Annotated in this window: 13 protein-coding genes; 8 read left to right on the top strand and 5 right to left on the bottom strand. The window is 66.3% G+C overall.

Annotation, left to right across the window (positions count from 1 at the left end; translation table 11 throughout):
• Window positions 1-44 precede the first annotated feature (44 nt).
• Window positions 45-1,136 carry a TRAP transporter substrate-binding protein DctP gene (gene dctP / locus EI545_RS02710; RefSeq protein WP_125324044.1) on the top strand — a complete coding sequence of 364 codons (1,092 nt, stop codon included), beginning with the start codon at window positions 45-47 and terminating at the stop codon, window positions 1,134-1,136.
• A 149-nt stretch (window positions 1,137-1,285) separates the two neighbouring features.
• Here the strand turns inward: dctP and EI545_RS02705 are convergent, their stop codons facing one another.
• Entirely contained in the window at window positions 1,286-2,317 is a 1,032-nt protein-coding gene (locus tag EI545_RS02705) for an aldose epimerase family protein (protein ID WP_125324043.1), read from the bottom strand.
• Between the two features lie 376 nt (window positions 2,318-2,693).
• Here EI545_RS02705 and EI545_RS02700 point away from each other — a divergent pair, with 376 nt between their 5' ends.
• Window positions 2,694-3,359 carry a hypothetical protein gene (locus EI545_RS02700; protein WP_125324042.1) on the top strand — a complete coding sequence of 222 codons (666 nt, stop codon included), beginning with the start codon at window positions 2,694-2,696 and terminating at the stop codon, window positions 3,357-3,359.
• A gap of 56 nt (window positions 3,360-3,415) precedes the next feature.
• On the opposite strand, the gene EI545_RS02695 is transcribed toward EI545_RS02700, so the two are convergent.
• Window positions 3,416-3,985: a flavin reductase family protein gene (locus EI545_RS02695; protein ID WP_125327207.1), complete on the bottom strand. Its 570-nt coding sequence runs from the start codon at window positions 3,983-3,985 to the stop codon at window positions 3,416-3,418.
• Window positions 3,986-4,063: 78 nt separating this feature from the next.
• Here EI545_RS02695 and EI545_RS02690 point away from each other — a divergent pair, with 78 nt between their 5' ends.
• From EI545_RS02690 to EI545_RS02680, 3 genes are all read left to right on the top strand, one after another.
• A complete protein-coding gene (locus EI545_RS02690) occupies window positions 4,064-4,549 on the top strand; it encodes a GNAT family N-acetyltransferase (protein ID WP_125327206.1) in 486 nt (161 codons plus the stop codon).
• Between the two features lie 71 nt (window positions 4,550-4,620).
• Window positions 4,621-5,376, top strand: coding sequence for an EcsC family protein (locus tag EI545_RS02685; RefSeq protein WP_125324041.1), 756 nt, complete (start codon window positions 4,621-4,623; stop codon window positions 5,374-5,376).
• A 67-nt stretch (window positions 5,377-5,443) separates the two neighbouring features.
• Entirely contained in the window at window positions 5,444-6,916 is a 1,473-nt protein-coding gene (locus EI545_RS02680) for an AMP-binding protein (protein WP_125324040.1), read from the top strand.
• An 87-nt stretch (window positions 6,917-7,003) separates the two neighbouring features.
• On the opposite strand, the gene ptsP is transcribed toward EI545_RS02680, so the two are convergent.
• The 3 genes from ptsP to purD all read right to left on the bottom strand — a co-directional run bounded on the left by ptsP (window position 7,004) and on the right by purD (window position 12,239).
• Window positions 7,004-9,247, bottom strand: a complete 2,244-nt coding sequence (ptsP, locus tag EI545_RS02675) for a phosphoenolpyruvate--protein phosphotransferase (RefSeq protein WP_125324039.1) — start codon at window positions 9,245-9,247, stop codon at window positions 7,004-7,006.
• 169 nt (window positions 9,248-9,416) lie between these two features.
• Window positions 9,417-10,673, bottom strand: a complete 1,257-nt coding sequence (locus EI545_RS02670; protein ID WP_125324038.1) for an aspartate kinase — start codon at window positions 10,671-10,673, stop codon at window positions 9,417-9,419.
• A gap of 303 nt (window positions 10,674-10,976) precedes the next feature.
• Window positions 10,977-12,239 carry a phosphoribosylamine--glycine ligase gene (purD, locus tag EI545_RS02665; RefSeq protein ID WP_125324037.1) on the bottom strand — a complete coding sequence of 421 codons (1,263 nt, stop codon included), beginning with the start codon at window positions 12,237-12,239 and terminating at the stop codon, window positions 10,977-10,979.
• Window positions 12,240-12,304: 65 nt separating this feature from the next.
• Between purD and EI545_RS02660 the strand changes: the two genes are divergently transcribed.
• The 3 genes from EI545_RS02660 (at window position 12,305) to xseA (ending at window position 14,882) form a co-directional block, all read left to right on the top strand.
• Window positions 12,305-12,574, top strand: a complete 270-nt coding sequence (locus tag EI545_RS02660) for a hypothetical protein (protein WP_125324036.1) — start codon at window positions 12,305-12,307, stop codon at window positions 12,572-12,574.
• Between the two features lie 76 nt (window positions 12,575-12,650).
• A complete protein-coding gene (locus EI545_RS02655) occupies window positions 12,651-13,211 on the top strand; it encodes a type 1 glutamine amidotransferase domain-containing protein (protein WP_125324035.1) in 561 nt (186 codons plus the stop codon).
• 102 nt (window positions 13,212-13,313) lie between these two features.
• Window positions 13,314-14,882 carry an exodeoxyribonuclease VII large subunit gene (xseA, locus tag EI545_RS02650; RefSeq protein WP_125324034.1) on the top strand — a complete coding sequence of 523 codons (1,569 nt, stop codon included), beginning with the start codon at window positions 13,314-13,316 and terminating at the stop codon, window positions 14,880-14,882.
• Window position 14,883: the final 1 nt, after the last annotated feature.

Below are 14,883 nucleotides of genomic sequence, written 5' to 3'. Positions count from 1 at the left end.
CCACCCAGGGCCCGAAGAAGCCCATAACGACAGGAGAGACCGACATGACAGACCAGAAGAAACCACTTAGCCCGTCCGAGGCGATCCTTGCCAGCCGCCGCAGCTTCCTGCGCCAGTCGGTCGTGGGCGCCGGGGCGGTGGCGGGGGCCACCCTCGCGGCACCTTACGTCAACGCCCAAAGCGCGCCGATCAAGTGGCGTCTGCAGACCTACTCGGGCGCGCCGCTGGGGGCGCATGTGATCAAGCCGCAGATCGAAGCCTTCAACGCCGCCGCCAATGGCGAGATGGAGATCGAGCTTTACTACGCCGACCAGCTGGTCCCCACCGCTGACCTGTTCCGCGCGCTGCAGAACGGCACTCTGGATGCGGTGCAGTCGGACGAGGCGACGATGGCCTCGCCCGTCGATATCTCGGTCTTTGGAGGGTACTTCCCTTTTGCCACCCGCTACAGCCTCGATGTGCCGGCGCTGTTTCAGTATTACGGGCTGAAGGAAATCTGGGAAGAGGCCTATAGCGAGGTTGAAGGCGTGACCTGGCTTTCCGCCGGCGCCTGGGACCCGCTGCATATCTTCACCGTGGACAAGCCGATCCGTAGCCTCGCCGACATGGCGGGTCTGCGGGTGTTCGGGGTGCCGACGGCGGGCAAGTTCCTGGCGAAGTATGGCCTGATCCCGGTGACGATCCCGTGGGACAACGTGGAAGTCGCGATGCAGACCGGCGAGATTGACGGTGTGGCGTGGTGCGGCTTTACCGAGGCTTACGAGGTGGGCTGGGCCGATGTCTGCAAATACGCCCTGTCGAACTCGGTCACGGGGGCGTGGTTCGGCAGCTACTTTGCCAACACCGCCAGCTGGCAGAAGGTCCCGCCGCATCTGCAGGAGCTGTTCAAGATCACCATCGACCAGTCCCATTACTATCGTCAGGTCTGGTACTGGGGCGGTGAGGCGAAGCTGCGGGTCGAGGGGGAGAAGATGGAGCTGACCTCGCTGCCGGATGAAGAATGGGCGCAGGTGCTGTCGGATTCCAACGGCTTCTGGGATGAGGTGGCCGCATCCTCGCCCCGGTCGGCGCGGGTGGTGGAGGCGTTCAAGAAATACGCCGACACGATGACGAAGGCGGGCTACCCCTACCGCTGAGGCAGAGAGCCATGGAACCGCGCCCGAAAGGGGCGCGGTTCTGACTGTCCCTTGCAGGGACATTTTGAAACTTCAATGATATCAATAATTTGGACGCGGACATTCATGGTTCGTTAACCACGCTAGATCCGCCCGGCCACCCGCCCGCGTCAGGCGGGGGTGAAATCGCAAAGCATCAGATGTTGGTAGGTCTGCCCCGGGTCCAGCCGGGCCGAGGGGAACTGCGGTTGGTTCGGCGCGTCGGGGAAGCCTTGGGTTTCCAGCGCCACCCCGGCGTACCGGCCATAGGTCGCCCCGGCCTTGCCCGGTGTCCCGGCAAAATGCGCGCCGGTGTAGACCTGCAGCCCCGGAGCATTGGCGGACAGCCGCAGGCGGCGCCCCGACGCGAGGTCCATCAGCGTGAGGCAGGGGCGGAGGAGGGGGCCTTCGGTCCTGACAAGGGGGTCGGACAGGCAGAAGCAATGGTCAAAGCCGCCCGGCCCCGGCAGGGCGTGCCCGATGGGACGGGCTTGGGTAAAGTCGAACGCCGTGCCCGCAACAGGCAGGACCGCGCCGGTGGGAATGAGTGATGCATCGACCGGCAAGTAATGCCGGGCCGCGATCTGCAGGCTGTGGCCCAGCACATCCCCCGACCCTTGCCCGGCCAGATTGAAGTAGCTGTGGTGCGCCAGATTGACCACCGTCGGCGCATCCGTGGTGGCCGTCATCTCGATTGTCAGGCGCAGCCCGTCGATCCGGTAGGTGCAGCGCAGGTCGACCGCTCCGGGATAGCCCATATCGCCATCTGGCGAGGTATGGGTGAAGGTCACATGGCTGTCCGAGTGGTCGGCGATCGCCCAGACCACGCCATCAAACCCGCGCGGGCCGCCGTGCAACTGGTTCGGGCCTTCGTTCAGGGCAAGCTGATGCCGCGCCCCGTCCAGCCAGAACTGCCCCCCGGCGATGCGGTTGGCAAAGCGGCCACAGGTGGCACCCAGATAGCCGCCTTGGGTCTGGTAATCGGTCAGGCTGTCATGGCCAAGGACGACATCGGCCAGCCCTCCGGCACGATCCGGTGCCCAAAGCTGCATCAGCCGCGCGCCATAGGTCAGAAGGGTCAGACGCAGGCCGCCATCCGCGGTCAGGGTAAGGCTGTGAACCGGCTGGCCTTCGATTTCGCCAAATATCTCGATCTGTGCCATCCCGATCCCCTGCCTTTTTCGCCGGCACTATGGCGCGGGCAGGGCGGGCCGCCAAGCCCGGTTGATAGGCATAGCGGCCAGACTAACACGACATTTCGGGCAGAAATCCGGGCAATCGTTGTTCGGGCACAAACTCGCCACATTGGTGCCTGAATGGCTTGGGACTACAACCTTGACGTGCGGTAAATGGGCGCCCGGGTTCGAACACGGGGACTAAGATCCGCACGGCTGAGTTACGTTGTGGTTGTGCGAATGCTGTTGCCCCGATGCTGCAGCAAGAGCGTGATGCCAGTGCCCGCTTTGGTTCCAAGTGTGCCAACAAATCCGTAGGGGCGGCGCTTGCCGGACAGCCCCGATCAGAAAAGGGAGAACGCCCGTGTTCCTGCGAGATTTTTTCCTGTGGCGAAAGCCCGTACGCCCCGAAACTGCCAGCCCGGATGTGGCGCTTGCGCTGCTTGAGGTTTGCGCGAACGCGGAACATGCGGGCACGGCTGACACGGCCGCGCCGACCAGAAGCATGGTCCTGCAACTTGAACCCTACCTTGACGCGCCCGAGCCCGTAGTGGCCGAGCCTGTGGCAGTGGCTGACAGCGAAAGACGGCATGCCATGGTGCTGCGCCGGATCACGCCGCTGCCGCTGCCCGCCAAAGCCGACGCGACCGCCCGGCAAGAGGCCCTTCTGGAGCGGCTGTGCATCGTGCATGACCCGAATGAAGTGGTCGTGACCGGGCAGGACCGCGTGGCGCGCATCCTGATGGTGAACCGCAGGATGATGTCGGCACGGTTCAGCCTGCCGGGGCAGGTGGACGAGGTGTTCAGCTTTCAGAAAAAGCGCGCGTCCAAGCGCGCGGCCAAGGACGTGGCCGATACCCTGTTGGGGTTCTGTGCCGATCCGGTCGACCTTGTGGTGACCGAACGGCCAATGTCGGGCGTGTTTGATGTGGCGGCAGGGCTTGCGGTCAGCGACATCGCGTCGGTGCAGCGTGGTGAGATGGAGCCCGACAGCCTTGCCGAAGCAGACCTTGAGGCTGTGGCAGGCTGACCACTGCGCCGGGGTGCGCGTGTCGCCCACCCCGGTTCAAACCCGTGCAGTGCGGCCTATGGGCGGCGCAATGATACCAGTTCGCGCACGAAGGTGTAGTCGCTATAGCCCAGCCGGGCGGCGGGCTGGTAGCGGGTGACGTCAAAGCGTCCGTCCACCAGACAGTCATCACGCAGGTGGATGCCGACCACCTCACCCAGAACCATCCGTTCGTCGCCCAGAAGCTCCACCATCCGGATCACGCGGCATTCCAGCGTTGCGGGCGCATCGGCGACGCGGGGGCAGTCGATGGCGCTGCATTCGGCCTTTGCCACGCCGGCCTTGGTGAATTCATCGGTTCCACGCGGAAAGCGGGCCGAGGTGGCGTTCATCTGCTGCAGTGATGCCGCCTCGACCACGTTCACGGCGAAGACCCCGCTGTCGAGCGCGTTCTGCATGCTGTCGCGCAGGTCGCCGGCAAACATCACCTGCGGCGGGTGGTAGCCGACCGCGTTGAAGAAGGAATAGGGGGCAAGGTTGTCGCCCGTGGCGCTGCGGGTTGAAATCCAGCCGATCGGTCGGGGTGAGACGATCGCCGAGAAGGGGCTGTGCGGCAGGCCATGGCCATCGGCGGGGCGGTAGAACATGCAGGCGCCTTTCATGATTTGATCCTGACTTGGCCGCATGTTACGGCCCGCTTCAAGCAGAATCGGGGGCGGGTGGGCGTGTACCGGCTGGAAGAAGAAACCGAGGCCGACTGGTGGGAGGTAGAGGCGCTCTATGACCTCTGCTTCGCGCCCGGTCGGACGGCGTTGTCGTCCTACCGTCTGCGCGACGGTGTGCCGACGGTGGCGCCGCTGTGCCTGACCCTCAGGGATGATGACGGCACACTGGCGGCGGTGATCCGCTACTGGCCCGCGCTGATCGGCGAGGAGGATGTGCTGCTGCTGGGCCCCATCGCCGTGCACCCGACACGGCAGGGTGAGGGGTTGGGGGGGCTTCTGATCAACGAAAGCCTGGCAGAAGCGCGGCGGCTGGGGTGGGAACGGGTGCTGCTGGTCGGGGATGCGCCCTATTACGGCCGGTTCGGCTTTCGCAAGCTGGAGGGCGTGGAGATGCCGCCGCCCACCAACCCCGACCGCGTGCTGGGGCTGGAGCTGAAGGCCGCGGCCTGGGCGGGGGTGACCGGCAAGGTTGCCAAAGCGACCTGAGGGGGTGGGGGCGTGCAGGAAAGCGACCCCGGGGGCATTGTGTGGCGGCGAAGTGGGGCCATATTCCATGCATGGAGCAGATTGCATATCCCGTTGCCGTAAAGAACGACCCCGCTGATGAGATCGCGGCGCTGGCCGCGCGGTATCGCCGGGCCAATGGCCCTGTGATGCGGTTGGTCAACAAGCTGGGCGGGTCGCTGGAGAACCAGTTGGCCCTGATCCCCGCCCCGCTGCGTGACCAACTGGAGCGGAAGGTGACCTGGGCGCTGGAGGCGTCCTACGGCCTTGCGGGCCGTGCGCCGGAGATGGGGGCACGCGGGCCGATGCTGGCCGTTGTCGCCTCGGGTGCTGCGGGCGGGGCCGGGGGGATTGCGACCTCCTTGGCGGAACTGCCGGTGACGGTGACGCTGATCCTGAACGCCATCCGTGCGGCGGCAGCAGAGGCGGGGCTTGACCCGAAGGAGCCTTGGGTGCAGGCGGAATGCCTGCGCGTCTTTGGTGCGGGCAGCCCCTTGGCCAGCGATGACGGGGTGAACACGTCCTTCCTGACCGCGCGGCTGACCGTGACGGGGGCGGCGGTGCAGAACCTGATTTCAACCATCGCGCCCAAGCTGGCGACGGTGTTGGGCCAGAAACTGGCGGTTCAGGCCGTGCCGGTGCTGGGGGCTGTGACAGGGGCGGCTCTGAACGCGGCCTTTCTGAACTACTACCGCGAAGTTGCGCGCATTCGCTTTGCGCTGTTGAGGCTGGCCGAGGTGCATGGGGCCGACCCGGTGCTGCAGGCCTTTGCTGCTGCGGTCGAGCCGCCGAAAATCCTGAAGGCCTGAGATCGGGGTCAGAGGTTGCAGCCCGGCCCTGCCTGCGGGTAAATGCCCCAAGGGCAAGGGGGGCGGCATGAGCGTGGATGTCATCGCGAAGTTGAAGGCCGGGGCGGCAACGCCGGGGCGGGTCTGGCTGCAGGGGGCGGAGCCTGTCACCTATGGCGACCTTCTGGCCGAAACGGCGCGGATGGCCAATGCGCTGACCAAGCTGGGGTTGGTCAAGGGCGACCGGCTGCTGGTGCAGGTCGACAAGTGTGAGGCTGTGCTGGCGCTGTACCTTGCCTGTCTGCGTGCGGGCGTGGTTTTTCTGCCGGTGAACCCCGGCTATACCGTGGCAGAGACCGCGCATTTCCTGACTGATGCCGAGCCTGCGCTGGCGCTGGTTGAGGAAGGCCGCGTTGGGGATATTTCCAGAAAATCACAGAATGCCATGGGCTTGGGATCGTTTCTTGCGATCGCATCTCAGGCAGAATCGACCTATGTTGACCCAATCTGCGGGCCGGATGACCTTGCGGCGATCCTTTACACCTCGGGGACCACGGGGCGGTCGAAAGGGGTGATGCTGAGCCGGGAAAACCTTGCCTCCAACGCCGAAGCGCTGGTCGGTCTGTGGCGGTTTGCCGAAGGCGATGTGCTGCTGCATGCCTTGCCGGTGTTTCACACCCATGGGCTGTTTGTTGCCACGAACTGTGTGCTGTTCGCAGGCGCCTCGATGATCTTTCAGCGGAGTTTCAGCCCCGATGCGGTGCTGGCGGCACTGCCCGGGGCCACTGTCATGATGGGTGTGCCGACCTTCTATTCGCGCCTGCTTGCCGACCCACGGCTTGACCGGGCGGCTTGCGCGCATATGCGGCTGTTTATCAGCGGGTCGGCCCCCCTGTCGCCCGCGACCCATGCCGAATGGCGGGCGCGGACGGGGATGGCCATTCTGGAACGCTACGGGATGACCGAGACGAACATGATCACCTCAAACCCCTATGACGGCGACCGGCGGGCCGGCACCGTGGGGATGGCCTTGCCGGGTGTCGAGGTGCGGGTGACGGGGGCGGACGGGCGGCCCCTGCCAGCGGGCGAGGCCGGGTCGATTGAGGTGCGGGGGCCGAACGTGTTTGGCGGCTACTGGCGGATGCCCGAGCAGACCGCGCGCGAGTTCCGGGACGGCTGGTTCGTGACCGGGGATCTTGGGGCCTTTGATGCCGAAGGCTATCTGTCGATTCTGGGACGGGCGAAGGATCTGGTGATTACTGGCGGGCTGAATGTCTATCCGGCGGAGGTTGAGGCGGCGATCGACGATCTGCCGGGGGTGGCGGCATCCGCCGTGATCGGCCTGCCGCATGCCGATTTCGGCGAGGCGGTGGTGGCCTGTGTCGTGCCAGTGCCGGGTGCCACGCTGGAGGAAGGGGCGATGCGGGACGCGCTGCGCGCGCGGCTTGCGGCGTTCAAGATTCCGAAGCGGGTGCTGGTGCTGGCGGACCTGCCGCGCAACGCGATGGGCAAGGTGCAGAAGGCTGAATTGCGCCGGGAGCATGCAGCCCTGTTCGACTGACGCCGGGGGCCGATTTCTTCGAAGAAATCGGGGCGGAGCCTTTGAAGGCTCCGGTCCGGAATTTTTGAAAATTCCGGGGAGTACCGGTCAGTCGGTTTGGGCGGCGAGCCATTCCATCAGATGCGGGCGGGCGGTTTCGGCGCCTTCCGCGCGGGCGCGGTCGATCACGGCCCGCGCCTCGGTCAGGTTAACGCGGCGCAGGAGCGCCTTGACCGGGCCGACCGAGGCCGGACGCATGGACAGGCTGCGAAAGCCGATGGCGGCCAGTGCCAGCGCCTCGATCGGGCGACCGGCGTCTTCCCCGCAGAAGGACAGGGGGGTGTCCGTTTCGGCGCAGCGGGCCACGATCTGTTCTAGGAACCCGAGGAACGACAGGTTCAGCGTGTCATAGCGACGGCGGACGAGTTCATTCTCGCGGTCGGCGGCGAAGAAGAATTGCTTCAGATCATTGCCGCCGACCGAGATGAAATCGGTCAGCTCGAAGAACGCTTTCGGCGCGAAGGCGAGCGAGGGTGTCTCCATCATCGCGCCGATGTCGACACGTTCGGGGACGGGGTGACCGAGTGACTTTTCGCGGTGCAGTTCGCGCAGGGCGTGGGAGCGGGCGGCCTGAAACTCGCTCATCTCGGTGATGAGGGGGAACATGATGGTCAGAGGGCGGCCGTTGGCGGCGCGGATCAGGGCCTGTAGCTGCATGCGCAACACGCCGGGTTTATCAAGGCCGACGCGGACCGCGCGCCAGCCCATGGCGGGGTTGGGTTCATCCTGCGGCTTCATGTAGGGCAGCACCTTGTCCGACCCGATGTCGAGGGTGCGGAAGGCGACGCGCTTGCCTTTGGCGGCGTCCATGACGCGGGCGTAAAGCCGGGCAAGCTCGGCGCGCTGCGGCATCTTGGAGCGGACGAGAAACTGGAGTTCCGTCCGGAACAGGCCCACGCCTTCCGCACCGGAGCCTTCCAGGCTGGGCAGGTCGGCCATGAGGCCTGCGTTCATGTGGAGTGCGATGGTCGTGCCGCAGGTGGCGGTGGCGGGGAGGCTGCGCAGGCTGGCATAGCGTTCCTGCGCCTTGGCCTGCATGGCGATCTTGTCGCGGAAGGCGCGGGCCACGGTTTCTTCGGGGCGCAGGTGGACGATGCCCTGATCGCCGTCGACAAGGATCGGGTCGCCGTTCAAAGCCTCAGCGGTGATGCGTTCGGTGTTGATCACCAGCGGGATGGCCAGCGCCCGGGCGACCACGGCGGCGTGGCTGCCGACGCTGCCTTCGTCCAGCACGATGCCTTTCAGCTTGCGGCCGTATTCCAGCAGTTCGGCAGGGCCGATGTTGCGGGCGACCAGAACCGGGTCATCGGGCATTTCCGCGCCGGTATCCTTGCCCTGACCGGTCAGGATGCGCAGCAGGCGGTTGGACAGGTCGTCAAGATCGGAAAGCCGTTCACGCAGGTAGGCGTCAGGCACCTGTTCCAGCCGGTTGCGGGCGGCGGACTGTTCCTTTTCCACCGCAGCTTCGGCGGACAGGCCGCGGTGGATGTCTTCCTCCATCCGGCGGAGCCAGCCGCGGGAATGGGCGAACATCCGGTACGCCTCCAGCACCGCCTTCTGGTCTTTGTCGAGGCTTTCGGCGGACAGCAGGTCATCGACCGACACGCGCAGCTGGCCCACGGCGTCGCGGATGCGGTCAATCTCGGTCAGGGGGTCATCGGCCACGGGGTTGGTGATGACGACGCGGGGTTCATGGAGCCAGACGCGGCCTTCGGCGGCGCCTTCCTGCCCGGAGGTGCCGCGCAGCATCACGGGCTGCTTGTGCAGCGCGCGCATGCCGCCTTCGTCGCTGGTGAAGGCGCCAAGTTCGGTCATTTCGGCCAGCACCATGGCGACCACGTCGAGGGCGTAGATCTCATCCTCGGAAAACTGCCGCGCCGTCTTGGACTGCACGACCAGCACGCCCAGCTTTTCGCCAACCCGCTGGATCGGCACGCCAAGGAAGGAGGAAAACAGCTCCTCGCCCGTTTCGGGCATGTAGCGAAACCCTTTTTCACCGGGCGCATCGGCGGTGTTGATCGGCTGGCCGTTGCGGGCGACGCGGCCCACCAGCCCTTCGCCCAGCTTCATCCGGGTCTTGTGGACGGCTTCCTTCTTCAGCCCCTCGGTCGCGCAAAGCTCCAGCGTTTCGGGATCGCGGAAGAGGTAGATCGAGCAGACCTCGGACCCCATGCTGTCAGCGATCAGGTGGGTGATCTGGTCCAGCCGGTCCTGCCCGGCGCCGGGCACGGCAAGGGTGTCGCGCAGGCGGCGCAGAAGTTTGCGACTGTCGCTTTCGCTGCGTTCGGGCATGGGGCATTCCAAGGATTGTTTCCGCCCTTAGAGCATAAGGCGGGGCTCAACGGAACTGCGGTGTTGCGTTCGGAAGGTGCCCGGCAGCAAGACGGCTGAAAGTTAAGCGTTGCTGGCCGGTTGCGCTGCGCAGATGTTGCCCGCCCCTTTGCCGGGCGGGCTGCCTGGCTTAGGCTTTTTCCAGCTCGAACGTGTCATGGAGCGCCTGAACGGCCAGCTCCATGTACTTGCGGTCGATCAGCACCGAGATCTTGATTTCGGACGTGGCGATGACCTTGATGTTCACGTTTTCCGCAGCCAGCGCGGCGAACATGCGCGCGGCAACGCCGGCGTGGCTGCGCATGCCGATGCCGACAACAGAGACCTTGGCGACATCGGTGTCGGTGACCAGATCGGCGTAGACGAACTGGCCGGCGGCACGGGCATCCTCGATCGCCTTCTTGGCGCGGGCGACCTGGTTGGTCGGGCAGGAAAAGGTCATGTCGGTATAGGCGCGCTTGTCGCCCGGCGCGTCGGTTTCAGAGATGTTCTGCACGATCATGTCGACGTTCACCCCGGCATCGGCGAGGGGCCCGAAGATCGCGGCGGCGATGCCGGGGCGGTCCTCGACGCGCAGCAGGGTCATCTTCGCCTCATCCCGGCTGTAGGCGACGCCGGAGACAACTTTCGATTCCATGATTTCATCCTCGTCGCAGACCAGGGTTCCAGAGTTTTCGTCGGTATCTTCAAAGGACGACAGCACCCGCAGCCGCACCTTGTAGCGCATGGCGAGTTCGACCGACCGGGTCTGCAGCACCTTTGCGCCGAGGGAGGCGAGTTCCAGCATCTCCTCGAACGCGATCTTGTCGAGCTTGCGGGCCTTGGGGCTGATGCGCGGGTCGGTGGTGTAGACGCCGTCCACGTCAGTATAGATGTCGCAGCGTTCCGCGCCAAAGGCGGCGGCGAAGGCGACGGCGGTGGTGTCGGACCCGCCACGGCCAAGGGTGGTGATCCGGCCTTCGGCGCTGACGCCCTGAAAGCCTGCGACCACGGCGACCTTGAAACCTTCGGCAAACTTGGCGTCGATATTGGCGCGGGGGATGTCGACGAAGCGGGCGGCGGCATGGGCCGAGGTGGTCTGGATCGGCACTTGCCAGCCCTGCCAGCTGCGCGCGGGGACATCCATTTCCTGCAAGGTCAGGGCCATCAGGCCGGCGGTGACGTTTTCACCGCTGGAGACGACGGCGTCATATTCGCGGGCGTCGTAGAGCGGCGAGGTGCTTTCCACCCAGCCCACCAGTTCATTCGTCTTGCCGGACATGGCGCTGACGATGACGATGACATCATGGCCACGCTCGACCTCGCGCTTGACCTTTTCAGCCGCGTTGCGGATGCGCGGCAGATCGGCCACCGAGGTCCCACCGAATTTCATCACCAGAAGCGGCATGGTCCCTCACATGAGCCGTCCAAAGCGGGCCGTCCAGCGCCCGGGGGTGTCTTATGCAAGGCCAGTGCTGGGCGCAAGTCCCCGGCGGCGATCTGCCCGGCGTTGATCTTGTGGAGCGCGCAGGCGCGCAAGCCTTTGGTCTCGCCTCTGGCGCGCGAAGATGCGCGCCAACCGGCTCGGGCTGATGGGGGCATCCTGCCCCCAAACCCCCGGGGAGTATTTCTGCAAAGAGCAAATGGGATTGCTCTTTTCCAAATACTCCGGGGAGCGCGAGGGGCTGGCCCCTCGCTTCTTGCCACGGTGTCAGAGGGCGCGCCAGCCGATGTCGCGGCGGCAAAAGCCACCGGGCCAGTCGATGGCGTCGACCATGCCGTAGGCGGCGTCGCGTGCTTCGCGCAGGGTTGCCCCCCGGGCGGTGACGTTCAGAACGCGGCCGCCGCTGGCGATGATGGAGCCGTCCCGGCTTGCCGTGCCGGCGTGGAACACCATGTGGCGGCTGTCTTCGGGAAGCTCTTCAAGGCGGCGGATCTGGCTGCCCTTGCTATAGGTGCCGGGATAGCCGTTCGCTGCCATCACAACGGTCAGGGCGTGATCGTCGGCCCAGTTCACCTGCGCGTCGGCCAGACGCCCTTCGGCGCAGGCGAGCATCAGGTCCAGCGCTTGCGCCCCAAGCCGCAGCATCAGCACCTGGGCTTCGGGGTCACCGAAGCGGGCGTTGTATTCGACGAGGCGGGCGTGGCCGTTTTCGATCATCAGGCCGGCGTAGAGGACGCCCTGATACGGCGTGCCGCGCCGGGCCATCTCGGCGATGGTGGGCAGGACGATCTCGGCCATGGCCTGGCGCTGGACCGCATCGGTCAGGACGGGGGCCGGGGAGTAGGCGCCCATGCCGCCGGTGTTCGGACCGGTGTCACCGTCACCCACGCGCTTGTGGTCCTGCGCGGTGCCGATGGGCAGGGCGTTGGTGCCGTCGGTGAGGATGAAGAAGCTGGCCTCTTCGCCGGTCATGAACTCCTCGATCACCACCTCAGCGCCCGCCGCGCCGAATTCGCCGCCGAACATGTCGTCGATGGCGGCGAGGGCTTCGGCTTCGGTCATCGCCACGATCACGCCCTTGCCGGCGGCAAGGCCATCGGCCTTGACCACGATCGGGGCACCTTGCGCCCGGATGTAATCCTTGGCCTGGGCGGCTTCGGTGAAGCGGGCATAGGCGGCGGTTGGCGCGTTGCAGGCGTCGCAGATGTCCTTGGTGAAGGCTTTCGACGCCTCAAGCCGGGCTGCTGCCGCCGAGGGGCCGAAGGTCAGAAGGCCTGCGGCGCGGGTCGCATCGGCGACGCCGGCAGCGAGGGGGGCTTCGGGGCCGATGATGACGAAGTCGATGGCGTTTTCTGCGCAGAAGGTGACGACGGTGGCACCGTCGAGGATGTCGATATCCGCCACCTCGGCCAGCATGGCGATGCCCGCATTGCCGGGGGCGACGATCAGCCGGTCGGTCTTGGGGTTCTGCTTCACCGCCCAGGCAAGGGCATGTTCGCGGCCACCGGAGCCAAGGATCAGGATGTTCATGGCCGCGCCCCCGCTTGGATTTCCGCTGCCCGCGTCATAGGGTGAGGTGGGCAGGGAGGCAAGCCATGGGACCTGACTTCGGACTGGGGATTGGCCGCGACACTGCTGACAATGACCCGCCGCGCCCGCGCCCCACGCTTTTCGTGCGGGGGATGGAGATTGCGGGACTGGCGCTGGTCGCCTACGGCCTGTCCGACTTCAGCATCGTTCTGATCGTTGCGGGGGCCGCGTTGATCCTGGGCAGCTATGCGCTTTACCGCAGACGGCACGGGCGACCTGGTTCCGGCGCGACGGGCGGTTCAGCGTTTGACAGCGGGGAAGATGGGGCGGACTGACGCAAGGTGATGCGGGGAACCGTCGGGCTGTGCTGGCGTTGGTTAGGCAACACTCACAGCAGCACTGGAGCATCCCATGCAGACCATTCAAGGCAAGCGCGTCGCGATCCTGTCAACCGACGGTTTCGAACAGTCCGAGCTTGAGGTGCCTTTGGCGCACCTGCGCGAAGCGGGGGCTGAAGTTCATGTGATCTCGCCGAAATCCGGCGAGATCATGGGCTGGCAAGGCAAGGATTGGGGCAGCGCCGTCCCGGTCGACGTGGCGCTGCAGGATGCCAAGGCCAGCGATTATGACGCGCTGGTGTTGCCCGGTGGGCAGATGAATCCGGACCTTCTGCGCGTCGAACCCGCAGCTATCGCCTTCATTCAGGAGTTCTGGAGCGCCGGCAAGGTGATTGGCGCGATCTGCCATGCGCCGTGGCTGTTGATCGAAGCGGGGATCGTGGACGGTCGCAAGATGACCTCCTACGCCTCGATCAAGACCGACGTGATCAACGCGGGTGCCCTGTGGAGCGATGCTGAGGTCGTGACCGACAAAGGTCTTGTCACCAGCCGCAAGCCCGAGGACCTGCCGGCGTTCTGCGCCAAGCTGGTCGAAGAGATTGCCGAAGGCACCCACACCCGCGCAGCAGCCTGAACGGCGGCTGAAGGGGTCATCCCAAGCAGCTAAGGGCATGAGCCCAAGCTTGCCCGATTCCGGCGCTTCATCTTCGCGACGGGATCGGGCACAACTGTTCACATGAACGAGCTTTTCGAAGACGACGGCCCCGCACCGCAAGGCAACCAACCCGAATATACAGTGTCCGAGCTTTCGGGCGCGGTGAAGCGCGTGATCGAGGGTGAGTTCGGCCTTGTCCGCGTGCGGGGCGAGGTGGGGCGGGTGTCGCGTCCGGCTTCGGGGCATCTGTACTTTGACCTCAAGGATGACCGCAGCGTGATTGCCGCGATCAGCTGGAAAGGGCAGGTCGCGAAGATGCAGGTGCGGCCCGAGGAGGGGATGGAAGTTGTCGCCACGGGGCGCATGACGACCTTTCCGGGGCAGTCGAAGTATCAGCTGATCGTGGATGACGTGGCCCCGGCGGGCGCTGGTGCGCTGATGGCGATGCTGGAAAAGCGCAAGGCCGCCTTGGGGGCGGAGGGGCTGTTCGACGCCGGGCGGAAGCAGCTGATTCCCTATCTGCCGAAGGTGATCGGGGTCATCACCTCGCCCAGTGGCGCGGTGATCCGGGATATCCTGCACCGGCTGCGCGACCGGTTTCCGCGCCATGTGCTGATCTGGCCGGTGGCGGTGCAGGGGCAGGACTGCGCGGCGCAGGTGGCGGCGGCGATCCGGGGTTTCAACGCGATTGCGCCGGGCGGGCCGATCCCGCGGCCTGACGTGCTGATCGTGGCGCGGGGGGGCGGGTCGCTGGAGGATCTGTGGGGGTTCAACGAGGAAATCGTCGTCCGTGCCGCGGCAGCGAGTGATATTCCGCTGATTTCCGCCGTCGGGCATGAGACGGATACCACGCTGATCGATTACGCCGCCGACCTGCGGGCACCGACGCCGACGGCGGCGGCGGAACTGGCGGTTCCGGTGCGGCTGGAGCTGATGGCGACGCTGGATGCCTTGGGCGCGCGGCTGTTGCGCGGGACGGTGCAGGGGGTGACGGCGCGCGGGCAGCGCTTGCGTGATCTGGCCCGGGCCCTGCCGCGGCTGGAGACGCTGCTGGCCACGCCACGGCAGCGGCTGGACGCGGGCACCTCGCGCCTTGGGGCGGCGCTGGGGCTGGCGGTGGCGCGCAAGCGGGGCGGGTTTGACCGGATCGCTGGGCGGGTGCAGCCCGCCCTGTTGCGCGGGGCGCTGGCCCGTCAGCGTGACCTGTTGCAGGCCCGCGAGGAACGACTGAACCGTGCCATGGCCCTGCGGGCCGAGCGTCGGCGGGAGCGGCTTGAGGCGCTGGCCGGCCGTCTGTCACCAGCGTTGGCGCGGATGCTGGGCGATGCGGGCCGGAAGGTTTCGGACGGACGGCGGGACCTTGGTCGGCTGGCGGAACGGCTGGAGGCGGCCCCGACGGTGCGACTGGCGCGGCTGGCGGACCGGCTGGAGGCGCTGGACCGCACGCGGTTGACGTTGGGCTATGCCCAGACGCTGAAGCGCGGCTATGCGGTGGTGCGGGGCGACGGGGCGGTGGTCACGGGCAAGGCTGCAGCAGAACGCGCGTCGGTTCTGGAGATCGAGTTTCAGGACGGCCGTGTCAGCCTTGGCGGGCGCGGGACGAAGCGGGCCAAGGGCGATGGCGGGCCGGAGCAGGGCAGTCTGTTCTGAC

Source organism: Tabrizicola piscis (assembly GCF_003940805.1).
Lineage (GTDB): Bacteria > Pseudomonadota > Alphaproteobacteria > Rhodobacterales > Rhodobacteraceae > Tabrizicola > Tabrizicola piscis.
Note: the sequence above shows the minus strand (reverse complement) of the source record. Positions and strands in the feature narration are given on the sequence as shown.